The sequence below is a fragment of the Pseudomonas fluorescens genome (genome assembly GCF_012974785.1).
In the GTDB taxonomy this organism is placed as follows: domain Bacteria; phylum Pseudomonadota; class Gammaproteobacteria; order Pseudomonadales; family Pseudomonadaceae; genus Aquipseudomonas; species Aquipseudomonas fluorescens_BT.
Window position 1 is genome coordinate 1,304,913 of sequence record NZ_CP027561.1, and the last position, 18,629, is coordinate 1,323,541.

Annotated in this window: 22 protein-coding genes; all 22 read left to right on the plus strand. The window is 60.8% G+C overall.

Translation table 11 applies throughout. From position 1 onward, the window contains the following. Window positions 1-96: 96 nt before the first annotated feature. Window positions 97-831: a LexA family transcriptional regulator gene (locus tag C6Y56_RS05730; protein WP_169429081.1), complete on the plus strand. Its 735-nt coding sequence runs from the start codon at window positions 97-99 to the stop codon at window positions 829-831. Window positions 832-1,366: 535 nt separating this feature from the next. Continuing rightward, window positions 1,367-1,561 carry a Com family DNA-binding transcriptional regulator gene (locus tag C6Y56_RS05735; RefSeq protein WP_169429082.1) on the plus strand — a complete coding sequence of 65 codons (195 nt, stop codon included), beginning with the start codon at window positions 1,367-1,369 and terminating at the stop codon, window positions 1,559-1,561. Next, window positions 1,558-2,139: a DUF642 domain-containing protein gene (locus C6Y56_RS05740; protein ID WP_169429083.1), complete on the plus strand. Its 582-nt coding sequence runs from the start codon at window positions 1,558-1,560 to the stop codon at window positions 2,137-2,139. Before C6Y56_RS05735 ends, C6Y56_RS05740 begins: the two co-directional genes overlap by 4 nt. A gap of 94 nt (window positions 2,140-2,233) precedes the next feature. Then, window positions 2,234-2,572 carry a phage holin family protein gene (locus tag C6Y56_RS05745; protein WP_108559842.1) on the plus strand — a complete coding sequence of 113 codons (339 nt, stop codon included), beginning with the start codon at window positions 2,234-2,236 and terminating at the stop codon, window positions 2,570-2,572. A 73-nt stretch (window positions 2,573-2,645) separates the two neighbouring features. Next, entirely contained in the window at window positions 2,646-3,167 is a 522-nt protein-coding gene (locus C6Y56_RS05750) for a hypothetical protein (protein WP_169429084.1), read from the plus strand. 3 nt (window positions 3,168-3,170) lie between these two features. Continuing rightward, a complete protein-coding gene (locus tag C6Y56_RS05755; RefSeq protein WP_169429085.1) occupies window positions 3,171-3,779 on the plus strand; it encodes a phage baseplate assembly protein V in 609 nt (202 codons plus the stop codon). Window positions 3,780-3,793: 14 nt separating this feature from the next. Continuing rightward, window positions 3,794-4,126, plus strand: coding sequence for a phage baseplate protein (locus tag C6Y56_RS05760; protein WP_169429086.1), 333 nt, complete (start codon window positions 3,794-3,796; stop codon window positions 4,124-4,126). Then, entirely contained in the window at window positions 4,123-5,118 is a 996-nt protein-coding gene (locus C6Y56_RS05765; RefSeq protein WP_169429087.1) for a baseplate J/gp47 family protein, read from the plus strand. Before C6Y56_RS05760 ends, C6Y56_RS05765 begins: the two co-directional genes overlap by 4 nt. After that, on the plus strand, window positions 5,115-5,750 hold the full coding sequence (locus tag C6Y56_RS05770) for a phage tail protein I (RefSeq protein ID WP_169429088.1): 636 nt from the start codon (window positions 5,115-5,117) through the stop codon (window positions 5,748-5,750). The genes C6Y56_RS05765 and C6Y56_RS05770 overlap by 4 nt, the downstream gene beginning before the upstream one ends. Beyond that, window positions 5,751-9,062 carry a phage tail protein gene (locus C6Y56_RS29075; protein WP_249314380.1) on the plus strand — a complete coding sequence of 1,104 codons (3,312 nt, stop codon included), beginning with the start codon at window positions 5,751-5,753 and terminating at the stop codon, window positions 9,060-9,062. It abuts the gene before it with no gap. Window positions 9,063-9,071: 9 nt separating this feature from the next. Continuing rightward, window positions 9,072-9,587: a DUF4376 domain-containing protein gene (locus tag C6Y56_RS05780; protein ID WP_169429089.1), complete on the plus strand. Its 516-nt coding sequence runs from the start codon at window positions 9,072-9,074 to the stop codon at window positions 9,585-9,587. A gap of 100 nt (window positions 9,588-9,687) precedes the next feature. Next, on the plus strand, window positions 9,688-9,873 hold the full coding sequence (locus C6Y56_RS05785; RefSeq protein ID WP_039771239.1) for a hypothetical protein: 186 nt from the start codon (window positions 9,688-9,690) through the stop codon (window positions 9,871-9,873). Window positions 9,874-9,875: 2 nt separating this feature from the next. Further along, complete coding sequence (locus C6Y56_RS05790; protein ID WP_064379034.1) at window positions 9,876-11,042, plus strand: hypothetical protein; 1,167 nt, start codon at window positions 9,876-9,878, stop codon at window positions 11,040-11,042. Further along, the gene (locus C6Y56_RS05795; RefSeq protein ID WP_169429090.1) at window positions 11,042-11,548 is read left to right on the plus strand and encodes a phage major tail tube protein; all 507 of its coding nucleotides are present in this window, start codon (window positions 11,042-11,044) and stop codon (window positions 11,546-11,548) included. Before C6Y56_RS05790 ends, C6Y56_RS05795 begins: the two co-directional genes overlap by 1 nt. Before the next feature lie 195 nt (window positions 11,549-11,743). Beyond that, on the plus strand, window positions 11,744-12,325 hold the full coding sequence (locus tag C6Y56_RS05800) for a phage tail assembly protein (protein ID WP_169429091.1): 582 nt from the start codon (window positions 11,744-11,746) through the stop codon (window positions 12,323-12,325). Window positions 12,326-12,453: 128 nt separating this feature from the next. Beyond that, a complete protein-coding gene (locus C6Y56_RS05805; RefSeq protein ID WP_169429092.1) occupies window positions 12,454-14,655 on the plus strand; it encodes a phage tail tape measure protein in 2,202 nt (733 codons plus the stop codon). Continuing rightward, window positions 14,652-15,035 (plus strand): phage tail protein, encoded by a 384-nt coding sequence (locus C6Y56_RS05810; protein WP_085683333.1) that lies wholly within the window; start codon window positions 14,652-14,654, stop codon window positions 15,033-15,035. Before C6Y56_RS05805 ends, C6Y56_RS05810 begins: the two co-directional genes overlap by 4 nt. After that, window positions 15,028-15,240, plus strand: a complete 213-nt coding sequence (locus tag C6Y56_RS05815; RefSeq protein WP_007954888.1) for a tail protein X — start codon at window positions 15,028-15,030, stop codon at window positions 15,238-15,240. Before C6Y56_RS05810 ends, C6Y56_RS05815 begins: the two co-directional genes overlap by 8 nt. Window positions 15,241-15,249: 9 nt before the next feature. Next, window positions 15,250-16,278 (plus strand): phage late control D family protein, encoded by a 1,029-nt coding sequence (locus C6Y56_RS05820; RefSeq protein WP_169429093.1) that lies wholly within the window; start codon window positions 15,250-15,252, stop codon window positions 16,276-16,278. 64 nt (window positions 16,279-16,342) lie between these two features. Next, window positions 16,343-16,927, plus strand: a complete 585-nt coding sequence (locus C6Y56_RS05825) for a phage tail terminator protein (protein WP_169429094.1) — start codon at window positions 16,343-16,345, stop codon at window positions 16,925-16,927. Continuing rightward, window positions 16,924-17,103: a DUF2635 domain-containing protein gene (locus C6Y56_RS05830; protein WP_169429095.1), complete on the plus strand. Its 180-nt coding sequence runs from the start codon at window positions 16,924-16,926 to the stop codon at window positions 17,101-17,103. Before C6Y56_RS05825 ends, C6Y56_RS05830 begins: the two co-directional genes overlap by 4 nt. Continuing rightward, the gene (locus tag C6Y56_RS05835) at window positions 17,103-18,599 is read left to right on the plus strand and encodes a phage tail sheath subtilisin-like domain-containing protein (RefSeq protein WP_169429096.1); all 1,497 of its coding nucleotides are present in this window, start codon (window positions 17,103-17,105) and stop codon (window positions 18,597-18,599) included. The genes C6Y56_RS05830 and C6Y56_RS05835 overlap by 1 nt, the downstream gene beginning before the upstream one ends. Window positions 18,600-18,629 lie beyond the last annotated feature (30 nt).

Below are 18,629 nucleotides of genomic sequence, written 5' to 3' on the forward strand. Positions count from 1 at the left end.
CCGGGTGACAGGTATATGGCGCAAAAAGCTCGACTATGCACGATTTATGCAAATCAGCATTTGTCATCCCGAAAAACTTCAAGCACTATGCGCGTTATGCAAAAACGCAACGTATCCTCCGTCTTAAGAGCACTGCTCGATCAGCACGGGATCTCCCCCACGGAGCTCCACCGTCGCACCGGCGTGCCTCAATCCACTCTCTCGCGGATTCTCAGCGGGAAGATCGTCGATCCTTCGGATAAACATATTTCGAAGATTGCCGAGTACTTCGCCGTGAGCACCGATCAGTTGCGCGGGCGCGCGGATGTCGCGCCGGTTGCCGGCGGCGGGCGCGAGGAGTTGCATTCCGAACTCAAGGACATAAGCCTGTGGGACGATGACACGCCCGTCGATGACGACGAGGTGTCCGTGCCCTTCCTTCGCGAGGTTGAATTGGCTGCTGGATCAGGAAGATTCGTCATCGAAGAGAGCGAGCGCTCCAGCCTGCGCTTTGGCAAGCGCAGCCTGCGCCATAATGGCGTGCAGTTCGACCAGGCCAAATGCGTGACCGTACGGGGCAACAGCATGTTGCCGGTGCTGCGCGACGGCGCCACGGTCGGTGTCAACGCCGGCAAGTGCGGGATCGGCGACATCATCGATGGCGACCTTTATGCGATCAACCACAACGGTCAATTGCGGGTGAAACAGCTCTACCGCCTGCCTACCGGTATCCGTCTGCGCAGCTTCAATCGCGACGAGCATCCGGACGAGGACTACAGCTTCCAGGATATGCAGGACGAGCAGATCGTCATCCTCGGTCACGTCTTCTGGTGGGGCATGTACGCCCGATAACGATCCCTCTCTCAGATAGAACCCGCCCACGGCGGGTTTTTTTTCGCCCCTAGAAAACCGGACAACCCTTGATTGGCGGGGGTTTCATGCATCCGCGCATTTCTCATGCATAAATAAATGCATTTACGCATTGACTGTATATGCATCCATGCATATTCTTGCCACCAAGCCGCTCGACAAAGCGGCTGGCAACAACAGCTCTTTAGTTCCACAAGAACAGGCAGCGATGAACCGGCCTCAACGGTTCAGAGGGTTGGCAACTGACCCGGGTGTGCAGCGTAAAGCACCAGAAGCAGTTATCCGGCGGGCAGGGACCGCGGTCGGAAAAACAATTTGAATGGACTCGTACCGCGCCAGTAGCGCCGAAAAGTCAGCTTCCTTCACACGTACACAGGATTGAAGGAAGGCGAAGGAGCGCATTACTGAAAAGCCCGGCGGACTGCCGGGCTTTTTGGAATGCCTACCTGACGCAGGCCGCTTCACCGAAGCTTCACGGCATAAACGCAGTCAGGCGGAGAATCAAAAGGATTTGCAGATGCTGAAAGACTGCCGTTGCGGCTATTGCAAACGACTGCTCGCCCGGGTGGGTGAGTACACAGAACTCCAGATCAAATGTTCCCGCTGCGGAACATTGAATCATGTGAAGGCCACGAGTCTCGAGCGATCGCCTGTGAGCGACATGAGCACAATCAAGTGCACAAGACTATCCGACTCTATAGGTAAAAAATGAAATCGATCAAAACTCATCTGGGTTCGATGCTGTTGTCCCTGACGCTGCTGGCTGCCAGCGGTTCCGCCTTTGCGGCCGAACTGGTCGTCAATGGAAGCTTTGAAACCCCCGGTTGCGCTAACGACTGCATCTTGAATACACCCGCTCAGGCTGACTTCATCAGCGGCTGGACAACGTTCCTGTCCGGTGTCGAGTACATGAACGTCCGCGCCGCCATCGGCAGTTCGGTTGCTGCCGATGGCGCAATGGCCGTTGATCTTGCCAACTATGTTTACGAAAACGGCGGCGGAATTCAGCAAAACATCAACACCGTCGTGGGCGCAAAGTATCGCCTGACTTTTAGCGCCGGTAACTCGAAGTATGTGAATCGCACCGGCAATGGTGTCATCAACGTCAAGATAGCCGGACAAACCACAAGCTTCGACACGCCTGTGGCGACAGGTGATGCAACCGTATGGGAAACCAGAAGTCTGGACTTCACCGCCACTACTTCGCAAACGACCCTGAGCTTCTGGAACGAGCAGAATCCCAATGCTCATTTCGCGTTCATTGACAAGGTCAGCGTAGTACCTCTTTAAGGGATAGCCTGCGGGCACTCCTTGAGTGCCCGCTTTCAGAGACATCGTTTGAAACCAAAATACATCACACATCAAACTTTCAAGGAGGCGTGACATGACAACCGAGCAACAAGCGTTGGCTGACATGCCGATCTGGCTGGTCATCCTCCTTGCCGTCGTGGGCGGGGTGTCCGGCGAAATGTGGCGCGCCGACAAGGAGGGCGCCCGTGGCTGGCCACTGCTTCGGCGGCTCGCCCTGCGCTCCGGCGCCTGCATGATCTGCGGCGTCTCGGCGATCATGCTGCTGTACGCCGCCGGCATGTCGATCTGGGCTGCTGGCGCGTTTGGCTGCCTGACGGCCATGGCCGGTGCCGACGTGGCCATCGGTCTGTACGAACGCTGGGCCGCCAAGCGCATTGGCGTCTGCGAAGTTCCCCCGCGCGATCCGCAGTAACCCTTTCACTTTCCTGTCTCGCTGCACGCTGTGCGGTGGGACTGCGCGTGGACATTCGAAAAGGAGGTCATGCATGCCTACACCGATCCGGCAGCCGTCGCAACTGTTCACGGCAATGGCGACAGCCTTGCGCAACAACGCCGACCTGAACGTGCAGGTCGGCAGTCAGGATGACTTCACGGCCCCCGGCGACAAGGCCTGGGTGCTGATCGACATCGAACGCAATGCACCAGGAGAACGCGCTGCCAACGGGCGTATCGCCCATGTGCTGACGCTGTCACTGCAAGTCATCCCGGCGCTTTCCGCCACGGCGTTCGCTGCCTGTGACCTGATCGCCGCCCTGAAAAACCTGATCACCGACAATCGTTGGGGCCTGCCCGGCGATCAATGCGATCTGCCGATGAATATCGATGGGCTGCCGTCACTGGCGATTCGCGCCGATCAGCCCAACAAGGCCTGGACACTGACCTTCAATCAGACCCTGTACCTGGGTCCGACCCTGCTGGACGACCCGCTCGGCACACCGAAATTCGCCCGCACCTGGGAAGTCAGCGACATCGACGATCCCGACCAATACACCACGCTGGAGGCCTGACCGATGTTCGACGCATTACTGCGTATGCAACTGGGCCCGATCATCGAACGCCTGGCGGAAATGGAGGCCGAGATCGAAGACCTGCACCGACGCGCCGAGAGTTATTGCCGCATCGGCATCTGTCAGGAGGTCGATGCGGCGAGCAACACCTGCAAGGTCAGCCACGGTGGATTGCTCACCCCGGCCATCAAGTTCTTCAACCCCAGCGCCGGCGCGCAGAGCGAGTCGCGGATCCCGACGGTGGGCGAACAATGCCTGCTGTTCAACTACGGCAGCGGCGAAAGCGGCGCGCAAAGCGTGGCGTTGTTCGGCCTGAACAGTGACCGTTTTCCACCGACCTCGACGGTGCCGACGTTGACCCGTCGCGTCCATCAGGACGGCAGCGAAAGCGGCTACGACGACGCCACTCACACGCTGCATTGGCAAAACGGTCCGGCCGCCTTCAACGGCTCCCGAGAATCGCTTGAACTGAGCATCGGCCCGGCGCGGCTGGCGATGACAGCGCAAGCGATCAACCTGCAGCTGGGCGCGGTCGGCCTGACCATCGACGCCTCGGGCGTGCACTTCAGCGGCCCGTTGGTGGATCACCAGGGTCGCGTCATCAGCCCCTGAATCAAGAGCTTCCCATGATCGGAATCGATAGAGACACCGGGGCCACGGTCGACGACTGGCTGCAATTCGTGCAGCGCGCGACCCGGGCCCTGACCACGCCGCTGGGCACCCGGCAAAAAAGGCCCCTTTATGGTTCGTTGATCCCCACGCTGTTGGGGCAAAACCTGGGCGATGACGTTCTGCTTCTGGCCCAGAGTCACGCTGCGCAGGCTTTCTACAACGCGCAGAACGGCATCGGAGATTTCCAGCCAGGCGTGATCGTCGCCACGCGTCAGGGCGCCGGTCTGCTGCTGCGTTTCGCCGGCACCTGGAAAAACCGCCAACAGACTTTCGAGGTCGTGACATGAGCATGTTGATCCCGGGCCAGAACCAACTGGCCGAACCCTCTTTGATCAAGGTCGAGGCCTTCGAGGATCTGCTGGCCGAGTTCAAGACCTTCGTCCTGGAATACGTCGGTACCCGCTCGCCGCAGAGCGCTGCGAAACTCAAGACCAGCCTGGACAACGAAAGCGAATTGCTGACGATGGCGCTCGAAGCGTTTTGCGTTCGCTTGCAAAGCCACGAACGCAAATACAACGCTCGCATCAAGCAAATGCTGGCGTGGTGGGCCACCGGCAGCAACCTTGATGCGCGGCTCGCGGACATGGGGTTGGAGCGGCAGTTGCTCGACCCGGGCGACCCGGCAGCGTTTCCGCCGGTGCCGGCGATTTACGAGAGCGACGATGATGCCCGGTTGCGTTATTACCTGGCGCCCCATGCGCCGGCGGCGGGGTCGCGGATGCAGTATCGCCGCGAGGTGTTCACCCTCGGCGAACGGCCGGCGGTGAAAGTCGAATCCACCGATGCCGGCGTCGTCAACGTCACCTACACCTTTGCCCCGGACGGCCTCGCTGCGCAGGTCAAGGATGGCAATGGCCGCCGCACGGCCCCCGGTGAAGTGCAGGTGACGGTGCTGTCCCGCGACGCCGACGGCACACCGTCCGCCGCACTGCTCGACGGCGTGCGCCAGCACTTCGCCCGGCCCGATGTCTGTCCGGAAACCGACAAGGTCACGGTCAAAGGCGCCGAGATTCAGCGCTACAAAATCCGCGTCGTGGCAAAGATCAATTCCGGCCCCGATTCGGGCCTGACCAAAGTCGCCGCCGAGCAACATCTGCAAGCCTACGCCGACAGCTGCCATCGCCTGGAAGGCCGGATCGACCCGAGCTGGATCGACTACACGCTGCACAGCGCCGGCGCCGTGCAATTGCGGATTCTTGAACCGCTGACACCGATCGTGTGCAGCGCGTTTCAAGCACCGTACTGCACGGCGGTCGAAGTCGAGGTGCAGACGCTATGACCGATCAGACACCGCGACCGACCCTGCTGCCGGCCAATAGCTCGGCGCTGGAACGGGCACTCGACATCGGCCTCGGCGCTTTGCTCGACCGCATCGCGCCGCCGTTCCCCGAACTGATGAACCCGAGCTCGACACCCCTCGCGTTCCTGCCGTATCTCGCAGCGGATCGCGGCGTGGCCGAATGGAGCACCGACGCACCGGAAGCCGAGAAGCGCCTGACCGTCGAACTGGCCTGGCCAACCGCGCGTCAGGCCGGCACCCACAAGGCACTGGAAAACGCTGCCAAGGGCTTGCAACTCAGGCCTGAAGTCCGCGCCTGGTATGAACAGACACCGCCCGGCGAACCCTACAGCTTTTCCGTGCGGGCCTTCAGCGAACAACCCTACAGCGAAGAAATCGACGCCCGTCTCGACCGACGCCTGGCCGATGCCAAGAGCGAACGGGACGTGCTGTCGGTGTCGGTAGGGCTTAGCGCCTTCGGCAAACACGTCATCGGCGCCGCGACCTTCTGCGGTGAGTTGACCACGGTTTATCCGGTGTTCCTCGAAGGGCTCGAGACATCTGGCGAGGCCTTCATGGCGGCTGCGCTGTACACCGTCGAAACATCCACTATTTATCCTCAGGGGGCCTGAATGGCTGACTATTACACCCTGCTCACCAATGCAGGGATTGCCTACGAAACCGCCTGCAAGGCAGCGGGCGTACCGATCAAGTTGACGCAGATTTCCGTCGGCGACGGCGGCGGCGCGGTCTACAACCCGGCCGCGACCGCCACCGCGCTCAAACGCGAAGTCTGGCGCGGACCGCTCAATGCGTTGTTCCAGGACGAGAAGAATCCGAGCTGGCTGCTCGCCGAAGTCACCATCCCGCCGGACGTCGGCGGCTGGTACGTGCGTGAAGCCGGCCTTTGGACCGACACCGGCATTCTCTACGCCATCGTCAAATACCCGGAGTCGTTCAAACCGGTGCTGGCCACTTCAGGCTCGGGCAAAGAGTTCTACATCCGCTCGATTTTCGAGACCAGCAATGCCTCACTGGTGACGCTGCTGATCGATGACACGGTGGTCAAGGCCACTCGGGCGTGGGTCATGAGCTACCTCGCCGAAGAACTCGGCAAACTCGACGGCAAACAGTCGGCTCGCGTCGCCGCCACCGCCAACGTGGTGTTGAACGGCGCGCAGCAGATCGACGGCGTGGCGGTGATCGCCGGCGACCGTGTGCTGCTGCCGAATCAGACCCTGGCCAAGGACAACGGCCTGTGGATCGTCGCCAACGGCGACTGGGTTCGGGCCAACGATGCCAACGTCAGCGCCAAGGTCACACCGGGCCTGACGGTGATGGTGGAGGAGGGTACGCTCAACGGCGATTCGCTGTGGCACCTGACCACCAACGCGCCGATCACTCTTGGCACAACCGCGCTGACATTCAAGATGCTGGCAGGGCGCACCGGGATTGCCGCCGGGACTTACAAGAGTCTGAGCGTCGACGAATACGGCCGCGCGACGGCCGGCTCGAATCCCGACACGTTGTCCGGGTTTGGCATCAAAGATTCGTACACCAAGGCTGAAGTCGAGGCGCTGATTGCCAAGGCTTCTGCGTTGCCGGTGGGATCGATTGTGGCGTTCCCTGTCGATACACCGCCACCGGGTTTTCTGGAGCTGGACAACAGCGTCAAGAGCAGCGCGACCTACCCTGACTTGAGCGCCTATCTGGGTGGCAAGTTCAACAAGGGGGATGAGGGTGTCGGGAATTTCCGGTTGCCTGAGGCGCGTGGGGAATTCTTGCGGGGTTGGGATCATGGGCGTGGGGTGGATGCCGGGCGTGGCATTGGCAGTTGGCAGGCTGATGACAACAAGGCACATACGCATACAGCCGTTGGTACGATTTACTCGTATGGTCATTTGGCGGCTGGTCCAGGGCGTGACTTTCAGAGTTCCAATGTCACTACTTCCTCGGCGGGCGGTTCAGAGGCGCGTCCACGCAACATCGCCGTCATGTGGTGCATCAAAGCCTGGAACGCCCCGGTCAATCAGGGAAACATCGACGTAGCAGCATTGGTCAAGGAAGTCTCCCGGCTGGGGTCGGCCGTTCCGGTGGGTGCTGTCATGGCGTTTCCAACGGGGATCGTACCGCCCGGCTTTCTTGAGCTGGATGGCAGCGTGCAGAGCATTGCGACCTATCCGGATCTGGCGGCGTACCTGAGCACAAAATTCAACAAGGGCGATGAGGGCACCGGTAATTTCCGTTTGCCGGAGTCTCGCGGAGAATTCCTGCGTGGCTGGGATCATGGTCGCGGGATCGATATAGGTCGCGGGCTCGGTAGCTGGCAGGCGGATGACAACAAGGCTCACGCCCACACCTACACCCGGATTCCCGTTTTCGGCAATACCGGTGGCGCCAACGCCGCGGGTATCGTTGCCGACAATGGAACGCAGACAGGCAGTTCCAACTTCGCCAGCTACATGAACACGTCGGGAGGCAGCGAGGCGCGACCACGCAACCTCGCCGTCATGTGGTGCATCAAGGCCTGGAACGCGCCGATCAATCAGGGAAGCATCGATGTGGCTGCACTGGCCAAGGAAGTCTCGCAGCTGAAATCGTCTGTTCCGGTGGGTGCTGTTCTGTCGTTTCCAATGGGGGTCGTGCCTGCCGGTTATCTGGAGCTGGATGGCAGCGTGCAGAGCATTGCGACCTACCCGGATCTGGCGGCGTATCTCGGAACAAAGTTCAACAAAGGGGACGAAGGCGCGGGCAATTTCCGCCTGCCAGAGTCTCGCGGTGAGTTCCTGCGAGGTTGGGATCATGGACGAGGTGTGGACGCTGGACGGGAGCTGGGAAGTTTCCAGAAGGCAACGCTTTTGGCGACTGACGCGACAACTCCTGATCTCAAGGCGCTGCAAGACACCACAGTTGCATTCACGCTGGGTCCGACCCTTACCGAAAATGCTCATTCATACGTTGGTGGCGACGTGGTCAACAAGGCCATGTATCCGGGAACCGGCATTACCGTCAGCACGGCTGACAACCCTGGGAAGTCCTTTTTAGACACACCGTTGATGTTTGAGCGTGGCAACCTTGTTGGCACTCGCCCACGAAACATCAGCGTCATGTGGTGCATCAAAGCCTGGAACGCGCCGGTCAACCAGGGAACGATCGATATAGCCGCACTCGCAGCGGCCGTTGAAACCGCCTCCAGCAATGGCCCACTTGTTGGGAGCATGCGTGGCGACAAGATGCAGATTTCGGTCGCGTCGTCGTCCGGAACGATCAAGGTGGCGGAGGTTGTTGTCGGCAATGCCAATGGCAAGACGCGCACCCTGCGAAACTTCAGCCAGTTGGTTGATCTGGCGTCGGCAGCCAAGGGCCTCGGGGCCATGGATGCAGGGGCTGCGCCAGTCAATGGCTATGTGGCCCTCTATGCCTTTTACAACCCGGTAACCGAAGCTCAGGGCGTGATGGCGTGGAACTGCACGTCGGCTGTGGCGCCTGTTATGTACGGTGGGTCGGCTCCACCAGCGGGTTACACCTACTCGGCGCTGATCGGGGTGTGGCCAACGAACGCCAGCGGCCAGTTCCCGAATGGTTATCAGGAAAACCGAATGTTCTCCGGTAATGGCAAGGAAGTGTTGTCGACACAGGGCGGCAGGTCCAGCTTTGCGCCGTTCTCGGTGGCTTCTGCTGTTCCGATGAATGCAAAGCAATGTCAAGGCTACATTGGGCTTTCCAACGCCACGGCTGGTGTCAATACCTATGCAGCCTTGGGCGGCGAAAATGGTGTGGGCAACGTACAGTTCGCTTGCAATCCCTCTGGCGCTGCAAACGGTGGCCCTCAAAGTCCTTTTCCGCTTCTGCCGCTGACGAGTCCTCAGACGCTGTATCACACCCTGTCGGCGTCTGCGGGTATCGCAACCTTTAGCATCAACATCTCGGCATATACATTTTAAGGCTGACCTATGAGCATCTATGTCCAATTTACGGACGAGCACCAGCTTGCCGTGACGGCGGTTTTTGCAGAGCCGCAAGATGAGGCGTATTGGCCGAACCAGGGCGTCGTTACGGAAGACGATGTCCGCTATCTGGCCTACATCGCTTCAAAAACCGGAAATGCCCCGGTCTCAAAAGAAGACGTCATCGCTGCCGAGCGATTCCGCCGGGAAGCCTCTGGCGTGTCGGTCGGTGAGCTTCTGATTGAGACAACTCGCGTCAGCCAGGCGCTGATCGCAAGCACGGGGCTTTCAGCCATTCTCGATCCCGAATACCGCTGCAATTTCAAAACAGCGAAGGGGTTCGTCGAGATTGGCGCTGCGCAAATCATCGAAATTGCGAAAGCCGTGCGGGCGCACGTACAGGCCTGTTTTGACCGCGAGCTGACGTTGTTACGCGCAATCGAGGCAGGCGAGTACCACGACGAAATGCTGGCCGAGGGCTGGCCGGATTCATCGTCGACCGATACCGCAGATCTCGAATAAACGCCCCGCACCCCGGGGCATTTTCTTGTCCGCCCAACACATTCAACACCCGCCAAGCCCCTCCCAACGAGGGGCTTTCCCGTTTATGGAGAAACGAAAAATGGCAACCCGCCAAACCTACACCGTGCTCGTTCCATTCCCCACCGGCGGTGGGCACTGGTCGAGCGTCGGCCAGGAACTCGATCTGCTCGATGTCGAGGCCAGTGCGCTGCACAGCGCCGGTCGACTGGAGCTGAAAACACCTACCACCAAGGCCGTGAAGGCCGCTGCCAAGAAGGCTGACTGACTATGGCTGAGGTTCTGAACTTCGAGCACAACGGCATTACCGTCAATGCCACCGAATCCCCCGAGGCCATGGGTGGCTTGGGCGACAACGTTATCGGTCTGGTCGGCACCGCGCCGAAAGCCGATCCGCTGATTCCGCGCAACGCACCGTTTCGCATCAACAGCTTCACCACCCACGCGCTGCTGGATCCGACCGGTTCGGAAGAGGGCACCCTGTACCACGCCGTTTACCAGATCCTCAAAGTGGTCAAGGTGCCGGTGTACGTAGTGATCGTCGAAGCAGGCGCGACCCCGGCCGATACCGTCAATGCGGTGATCGGCGGTGTTGAACCGGCCACCGGCCGCAAGCTCGGTCTGGCCGCACTGGGCAGCGTCCCGGAAGACCTGACCATCATCGGCGCGCCGGGCTTCACCGGCACTAAAGCGGTGGCCAGCGAGTTCGCCTCGTTCGGCAAGCGCATCAAGGCCCGTGTGGTGCTGGACGGCAAGGATGTCTCGGTCGCCGATCAGGTGCTGTACAGCCAGGAACTGGGCGGTGCGGATCTGGGTTTCGACCGTTGCCTGGTGGTGCACAACATGCCGGCCGTGTACTCGAAAGCCGCGAAGAAAAACGTCTTCCTCGCGCCATCCAGCCTGGCGATTGCCGCGCTGGCCAAGGTCAAACAGTGGGAAAGCCCGGGCAACCAGGTGACCTACGCCGAAGACGTGTCGCGGGTCGTTGAGTACAACATCCTCGACACCTCCACCGAAGGCGATCTGCTCAACCGCTACGGCGTCAGCTACTACGCCCGCACCATCCTTGGCGGCTTCTCGCTGCTGGGCAACCGCTCGATTACCGGCAAGTTCATCAGCTACGTCGGTCTGGAGGACGCCATCAGCCGCAAGCTGGTGAAGGCCGGCCAGAAAGCCATGGCCAAGAACCTGACCAAGTCGTTCATGGATCAGGAAGTCAAACGCATCAACGACTGGCTGCAAACCTTGGTCGCCGACGAAACCATTCCCGGCGGCAGCGTGTATCTGCATCCGGAACTCAACAGCGTCGAGAAGTACAAGAACGGCACCTGGTACGTGGTCATCGACTACGGCCGCTACGCGCCGAACGAACACATGGTTTATCAACTCAACGCCCGCGATGAAATCATCGAGCAGTTCCTGGAGGACGTTCTCTAATGTTTACCAACCGCGTAAGACAGGCCATCGCGGCCACCCTGCAAGGCCTGCCGTTGTCGGCGACCGTTGAGGAATTCACTCCGCCGAAGATCGACTTCGACATGGAAAGCATGACGGGCGGGCGCTTCATCGTCGAGGAAATGGCCAAGAGCGCCAAGCCGCTGAACGCCACGCTCAAGCTGCAAGGCACCGGCGCTGAAGTGCTGCTGGCGATGGGCGTGAAACTGGGCGACGACATTCTGCTGAACGTGCGTGAAGCCGGTCAGGATCAGGACGGCAACACCTGGTTCACCTATCACACCATTGGCGGCAAGCTCAAAACCATGGGTGAAGAAGCAATCAAAATGGGTAGCAAAGCCCTGACGACTCTTGAGTTCTCCTGCCGCACCTACAACCGCCTGGAAAACGGCGTGCCGGTGATCGACATCGACGTGCGCACCCAGAAGTTCGTGCTCAACGGCGTCGACATCCTCGGTGATGCCCGTCGTGCGGTGCTGATGCCGTAACGCTGTAAGCAAACCAGGCACTTGCCCCTGTGGGAGCGGGCTTGCTCCGGGTGGCGATCCGACGAATGCGGTGTGACAGTCGCCACACATTCATCTGATAGGCCGCCTTCGCGAGCAAGCCCGCTCCCACATTGGGCCAGTGTGACTGGCCGATGTTTAGCAACACCCCCTCAAGAATCACCAAGGAATTCATACATGTCGTGGATGCCACCCAAGCATGACCTGTTGTCGCCGATTACCGGTGACGACGGCTCGCAGATCGAATCGATTCAGCTCAAGCCGCTGTTCTACGCCGCCCAGAAAGAAGCGCTGGAACGCGCTGGCGACGATGAAGACGATCAGTTCTTCGAACTGGCGCTGCTGGCCACCGGCTTGTCGGTCAAGGAACTCGACCAGCTCAAGCGTCCGGACTACGTGACCATCGCGCAATACGTGCACGAGATGTCGACCCGTCCGGCGTCGTACTTTCTCGACCAGGTCGAAGACGCGGAAAAATCCGACGATCCCGATCAGGTGCAACTGCTGCAACCGCTCGCCGTCACCGGCCGCACCGTGACTTCGCTGAGCCTGGAAATGCCGGCGCTGCGGGCCACCAAAGTGATGAAGAAACTGAAAACGGCCAAGGAACGCGCCGAGTTCATCACCGCCCATTGCACCGGCCTGATGATCCCCGATCTGGCCCTGTTGAGCGTGCCGGACTGGACGCAATTGCAGGTGCGCATCGACGATTTTTTAAACCAGCCGGCGGCCTTCTTTCAGAGCGCGACATCGAAGTAATCCTCGATATCGTGCCGCTCATTTACCCGGTAAGTGAGGCGGAAATTCTGGAGTGGGACGCCGAAAAGGCGTTGCGCCGCTACGACATAGCGATCACTCGCCTTGGCGTGAAAAGGGAGTAGAGCGGCATGGCAGAGAGTAAAAATACGCTCATGAATGCCGGTGACAGCACAAGCGCAGGATTCGGCAGTATCACCCTGAGCACTGCCGCGCTGAACGCAGGAGCCGGGCAGTTTGCCGTGGAACAGACCAGCGGCCTGCGTCAGGCACTGATGACGGCCAGCGGTAAAATCGAGCTGCTGACGACGGCAATCGATGCATTGAGCGTGACACTGTCCGCCTTGCGTGCGTTGCCGCAGGCAGTGAGTGCCGGAGCCAGGAGTGAGTCGTCCGGCGGACAGAAAACACCGGAAAAATCCTCCGGGGGAGCTGAGCTTCCCGAGATGCGCAAGGCCGCGATGGCCATGGATTCGGCGGCGGCCACTCTCGCCAGTGTGGCGCAGCTTTCCCGCGATGGCGGGAAAGACATGGCGCTCACGAGCCTGAAAATGGCCAGTGCCACCCTGGTGGCTGCCGGAGGTACGACCGGGGTCGAACTGGTCAGGATTGAAACCCTGGCAGCCAAGGCGGGAATCGGCAGCGAAGCGGTGAACGAGGAGGGCAGAAAGCACGAGTTGCTGACCTTTGCCAGCGATGCGGCCATCACTGCATCGGCATTCAAGGTTTCGGGGCTGGAAGCCGGCGAAATGTTGAAGGTCTGGCGCACCTCGATGAAGCTCTCGCGCGATCAAGCCCTTGATCTTGCGGATGCGGCCAACCATCTCGGCAAAATGCCCGGAGATGTGCAGACAGCGGATATCGGTACTGTCTTGCAGCAGTCGGGCGAGGCGGCAATCAGCGCCGGCTTGCAGCCTGAACAGGCTGCGGCGTTGACGGCAGCGTTGCTTAACAGCGGCGCGAAAAAAGACGATGCTGGCAATGCGCTGAAGAACATTTCCAGTGCGCTGGGCAAGGGCGATCAAGCATCCATAGCCGAAAAAGGTGCCTGGAAGCAGTTGGGTCTGGATCCCAAGGCAGTGGCCGAAGCCATGCGTGATCCTGACAAACAGAATGCCCAAGGCGCCGTTCTATCAGTGCTTGCAGCGCTGAATGCCAGACCGGTAGAACAGCGCTCGACATTAGCCCGGACCTTGTTCGCGGACAGTGGAGAGGCCGCGTTGTCGCTGTCCCAGGACCTGGGCAAGGTGAATGAAGCCTTTTTCCTTGTGAGCGACAAAAGCCGATACGCGACATCGAAGCTGGGTGACAAAGGCTCGGTAAGACAGTCCGCACTGGCACTTGCCGATACTCAGCAGGGGCAGTGGAACATCAAGAATGCCCGTGAGGAACGTTTGTCGGTCGCCAAAGGCAATGCACTGGCGCCGGATATCGAAAAAACCGGTGAGAGCCATTCGATAGACGCGCTGAGCGATTTGGCCGAAACCTACCCGAAAACCACGGGTGCTGTTCTGACGGCGACGGCCTGGATCAAACCGGTGTTCGACGCCGTGACCGATGCGGTGGTCGGTGAACTGAAAGACCGGGGAGGCAAATGGATCGTTGATAAAGCTGCCAGTTACCTTCCCGGTCGTTCAAAGCTCGGCTTGTCTGCAGCAACCTCTGCGACGGCCGTGGCTGAAACTCAGGGCTTGGCTCTGGCCAGTCGCAGTGCCAGCGCTGGCAACGGTCTGAAAATACTCGAACAGACTGCAAGGGTTGCTGCCCCGGGGCTGGAGCCTGTGCTCGCATCGGTGCAGCCGGCCTCGCGCTGGATGCCTTGGCAGGCGAAGGCGGCGATTGGTGCTTCGGCTGTCGCCGCAGGTATTGCCAGCGGTGACAAACAGCAGATCGCGCAAGGTCTCGGTGCCGCTGGTGGCGCCTGGGCCGGTGCGGTCGCCGGCAGCTCGATCGGCGCCTCCATAGGAAGTGTGGGGCTGGCGCCGGGCATTGCACTTGGCGGTTTGATTGGTGGACTGGTCGGGGGATGGCTGGGCGCTGAGGGAGGAGGCTTTTTAGGTGAGAAGCTCATGTCCAGCGCGCCGGACAAACTCGCCCCGCCGGCCGAAGTCGCCAAAGACCTGGCTGGCGCACAGACGCAAAACCAGCAGGTTTCCTTCTCTCCGACGATCCAGGTCACCTGTCCTGCCCCCGATACTGCCCAACAGATTCAGTCGATTATCGAGCAACAGATTTCCGGTCAATTCCATGGCCAATTCATGCCGCTGCTGATGGGCGCAAACCCACTCGGGACGCGTCGTGATGCAGCCCTGACTGACGGAGCCGGTACATGAAACAACAAATGGCACTGGGCAGTTTCATCTTCGGCCTGTCTCGGGATTTTGCCTACAGCACGCTGTCGCGAAAATCCGAGGGGGGCTGGACTGACCTGCAGATTCTCAACAGCAAACCCAGGTCCCATCAGACAGGACAGAAGCCTGAAACCCTGACCATCTCCGGCACCTCGATGTACGCCGTGGCGATGGAGCGGCTCGATGAACTGCGTGCGCTGCAAGCGTTGAGAGTACCGCTGCCGTTAATTGACGGCATTGGTCGCAACTGGGGTTTGTGGCGGATCAACAGCATCGACGAAAACCAGAGCGAGGTCATCGATGACGGCACCGCGATGGTGATCAAGTGGGTCATCGGATTGTCGGAGTTCAACAATGCGTAAGGTACGAAGCGTGGCCGGTGATTCGGTGAATCTGTTGCTGTACCGCGAGACCGGTCGCAGCGATGACAGCGCCGAGGAAGCCCTGTGGACGCTCAACCCGACCCTGGCCGAGCACGGCCCGATCCTGCCGGCGGGTGTCTGGGTGACGCTGCCGGAACTCGACTCGAAACCCGCCGCGATCAAACCGGTTCTGGCCTGGGATTAAGGAGGCTGCATGGCACAGGGATTTACGCCGGCGATCGAAATCTACGGCGCCAACGCGGCTCTGCTTAATCAGCGCCTGATCAGTTGGGAACACATCGATGCCGCCGGTATGGAGTCCGATCAACTGACGCTGGTGCTCGACCTGGAAGGCCTTGAAGGCTTGCCGACCCTGGGCGGAACAATCGGCCTGCGGGTGGGCTATCTGGAGACCGGACTGGTCGAAAAGGGCCAGTTCAAGGTGACTCGACTCACACCGACGCTGTTCCCGCTGCGCCTGACGCTGGTCGCGACCGCCGCGCCTTTCAGCGGCAAGGACGACACCGGATTCAAGGAACGGCGCACGGCCAGTCATGGCCCTACAACCCTTGGCGGACTGTTTCGCGAGCTGGTCTCGAGACACGGATTCTCGCCGCGCGTGGATCCCGAACTGGCGCTGATCAGGATCGCTCATGTCGACCAGTCGAACGAAACCGACATGAGCTTCATCACACGCCTGGCGAAAAAGTACGACGCGGTGGCCAAACCGTTCAACGACCTCTACGTACTGGCGAAACCGGCGCAACTGAAAAACCTGTCGGGCCAGGTGATACCGGATGTCAGGCTGTCGGTGACCCACAACAACCGGCCGGGCGATCACGCCTTCATCAGCGCCACGCTGGAAGAGACCGCCCGTACCCAGAATCAGGGTTGCAAGACCAGCTTCTGGGACAGTGCGCTCGGCAAGCTGCGGGAGGTGATCACCGGGTCCGAACCCTACAAGGTCATGCGCCAGAAACTGGCCAGCGAAGAAGAAGCCAAAGCCATCGGCGAGGCCGAAGTACGCAAGATGCTGCGCGAGAAATACAAGCTGAAGGTCACCTGTCCGGGCGATCCGTTGCTGGCGGCCGAAGGTCTGCTGGTGCTCGACGATTCCTGGCCGGACTTCATGCGCGGTCGCTGGTCGATTGAAAAGGTGACTGCCAGCGGCAAGCCCGAAGAAAGTTATCGCTGCCTGATTGAAGCAAACGGCCGGGATCCCGAGGCAAAAGCCAAGGACTGATCCCCCCCGGTCTCACCCGCCACACGCATCACTGTGGCCACTCACACATCCTGGAACGCTCCCCATGAAGATCTCCCCGATCCTCACGCAGCTGCGTGCGCAATGCCCAAGCCTTGCCGGCCATATCGCGACAGGTGTCGACCTGGCGCTGCTGCAAGGCGACCCGAATCTGCCGATGCCCTCGGCCCATGTTTTACCGCTGGCTGACGTAGCCAGCGCCGGCACCGCCCAGAACTCCCCCAGCCAACCGATCCGCGACCGCTTCGAAATCATCCTGGCACTCGATGCCACGGACGGCACAAAAGCGCTGGATCTGTTGCACGACCTGCGCGCCGAACTGTGGCGTGCGCTGGTGGGTTTCAAACCCGATTCCAACGACAGCGCCATCGTTTACGACGGCGGCGAAACGGTCTCGATCAACAGCAGCCGCGCGTTCTACCGGCTGCGCTTTTTTGCCGAGTTCCAGCTGGGCCGCAATCTGCCAAGTCAGCCTGCGGAGAGTTGGCACGAACGCGAACTGGACGGTTTGTCGTCCTTTACCGGGGTCACCGTGCGGGTCGATGCGATCGACCCGGCCGACCCCAATCTGAAACGCCCGGGCCCTGACGGGCGCGTGGAAATGACTTTCTCTGGAGACGTAACCCCATGAGCAACCGCATCACCGTAGTGCCGGCCGCCGGCCGTGCCGTGCCGGACCCTGAAGCCGGCGACCTGCTGCCACTGGAAGGCCGTGAAGTGCTGGACAGCGCCTGGTGGCGCCGACGTCTGGCCGACGGCGATATCACCCTCAAAACCGCTACAACCAAACAAAAGGGAGCCAAATAATGGCGATCGGATTCAGCAACATCCCTGCGGACATCCGTGTACCGCTGTTCTATGCCGAAATGGACAACTCGGCCGCCAATAGCGCGTCCTCGTCCATGCGCCGCCTGATCGTGGCGCAGGTCAACGACAACATCGCCCCGAGCGAAGTCGGCAAACTGGTGCTGGTCTCCAGCGTGGCACTGGCCAAGAGCATTGGCGGCCAGGGCTCGATGCTGGCTTCCATGTACGAGACTTTCCGCAAGGCCGACCCGATCGGTGAGATCTGGTGCCTGCCGCTGCACAACGCCACCGGCGCCATCGCCAAAGGCGTGCTGACCCTGACCGGCACCGCGACTCAGGCTGGCATGCTCAACCTGTATGTCGGCGGCGTTCGCGTCCAGGCCACCGTGGTCAACGGTGCCACCGCTGCCCAGGCGGCCACCGCCCTGGCACAGAAAATCAACGCCACCGCCGATCTGCCGGTGAGCGCAGCCGCCGCCGAAGGCGTCGTCACTCTGAGCGCCAAATGGACTGGCGAGAGCGGCAACGACATCAGCCTGCAATTCAATCGCCTGGGCAAGAGCAACGGCGAAGAAACCCCGGCTGGCCTGACCACCGCCATCACCGCCATGACCGGCGGCGTCGGTGTGCCTGACCAGGTTGAAGCGGTTGCGGCACTGGGCGACGAGCCGTTCGAGTTCATCACACTGCCGTGGTCCGACCTGGCCACCCTCAACACCTGGCAAGCGGTGATGGATGACAGCACCGGTCGCTGGTCGTGGGCCAAGCAACTGTTCGGTCATGTCTACAGCGCCAAGCGTGGCACCGTCGGTACTCTGGTGGCGGCCGGTCAGGCGCGCAACGACCAGCACATGACCATTCAGGCGCTGGAGCCGGGCGTTCCGCAACCGGTGTGGGTACAAGCTGCGGCACTGGCTGCGCGCACCGCGGTGTTCATCTCCGCTGACGCCAGCCGTCCGACCCAGAGCGGCAGCCTGCCAGGCGTCGATCCGGCCCCGGCCAGCGAACGCTTCACCCTGACCGAGCGTCAGTCGCTGCTTAACTACGGCATCGCCACCGCGTACTACGAAGGCGGCTACGTGCGTATCCAGCGCTCGATTACGACCTACCAGAAGAACGCTTACGGCCAGGCCGACAACTCGTACCTGGACAGCGAAACCATGCACCAGTCGGCGTTCATCGTGCGTCGCCTGCAAAGCGTGATCACCAGCAAATACGGTCGCCACAAACTGGCCTCCGACGGCACCCGTTTCGGCGCCGGCCAGCCGATCGTCACCCCGGCGACCATTCGCGGTGAGCTGATCGCCCAGTACGCCAAGCTCGAACTCGAAGGCCACGTGGAAAACGCCGAGCTGTTCGCCGAGCACCTGATCGTCGAGCGCGACGTGCAGGACCCGAGCCGCGTGAACGTGCTGTTCCCGCCGGATTACATCAACGGTCTGCGCGTGTTCGCACTGCTCAACCAGTTCCGTCTGCAGTACGACGACGTCGCCTGATCGGCTCGTTTGACACTGTGATTTCAGCCC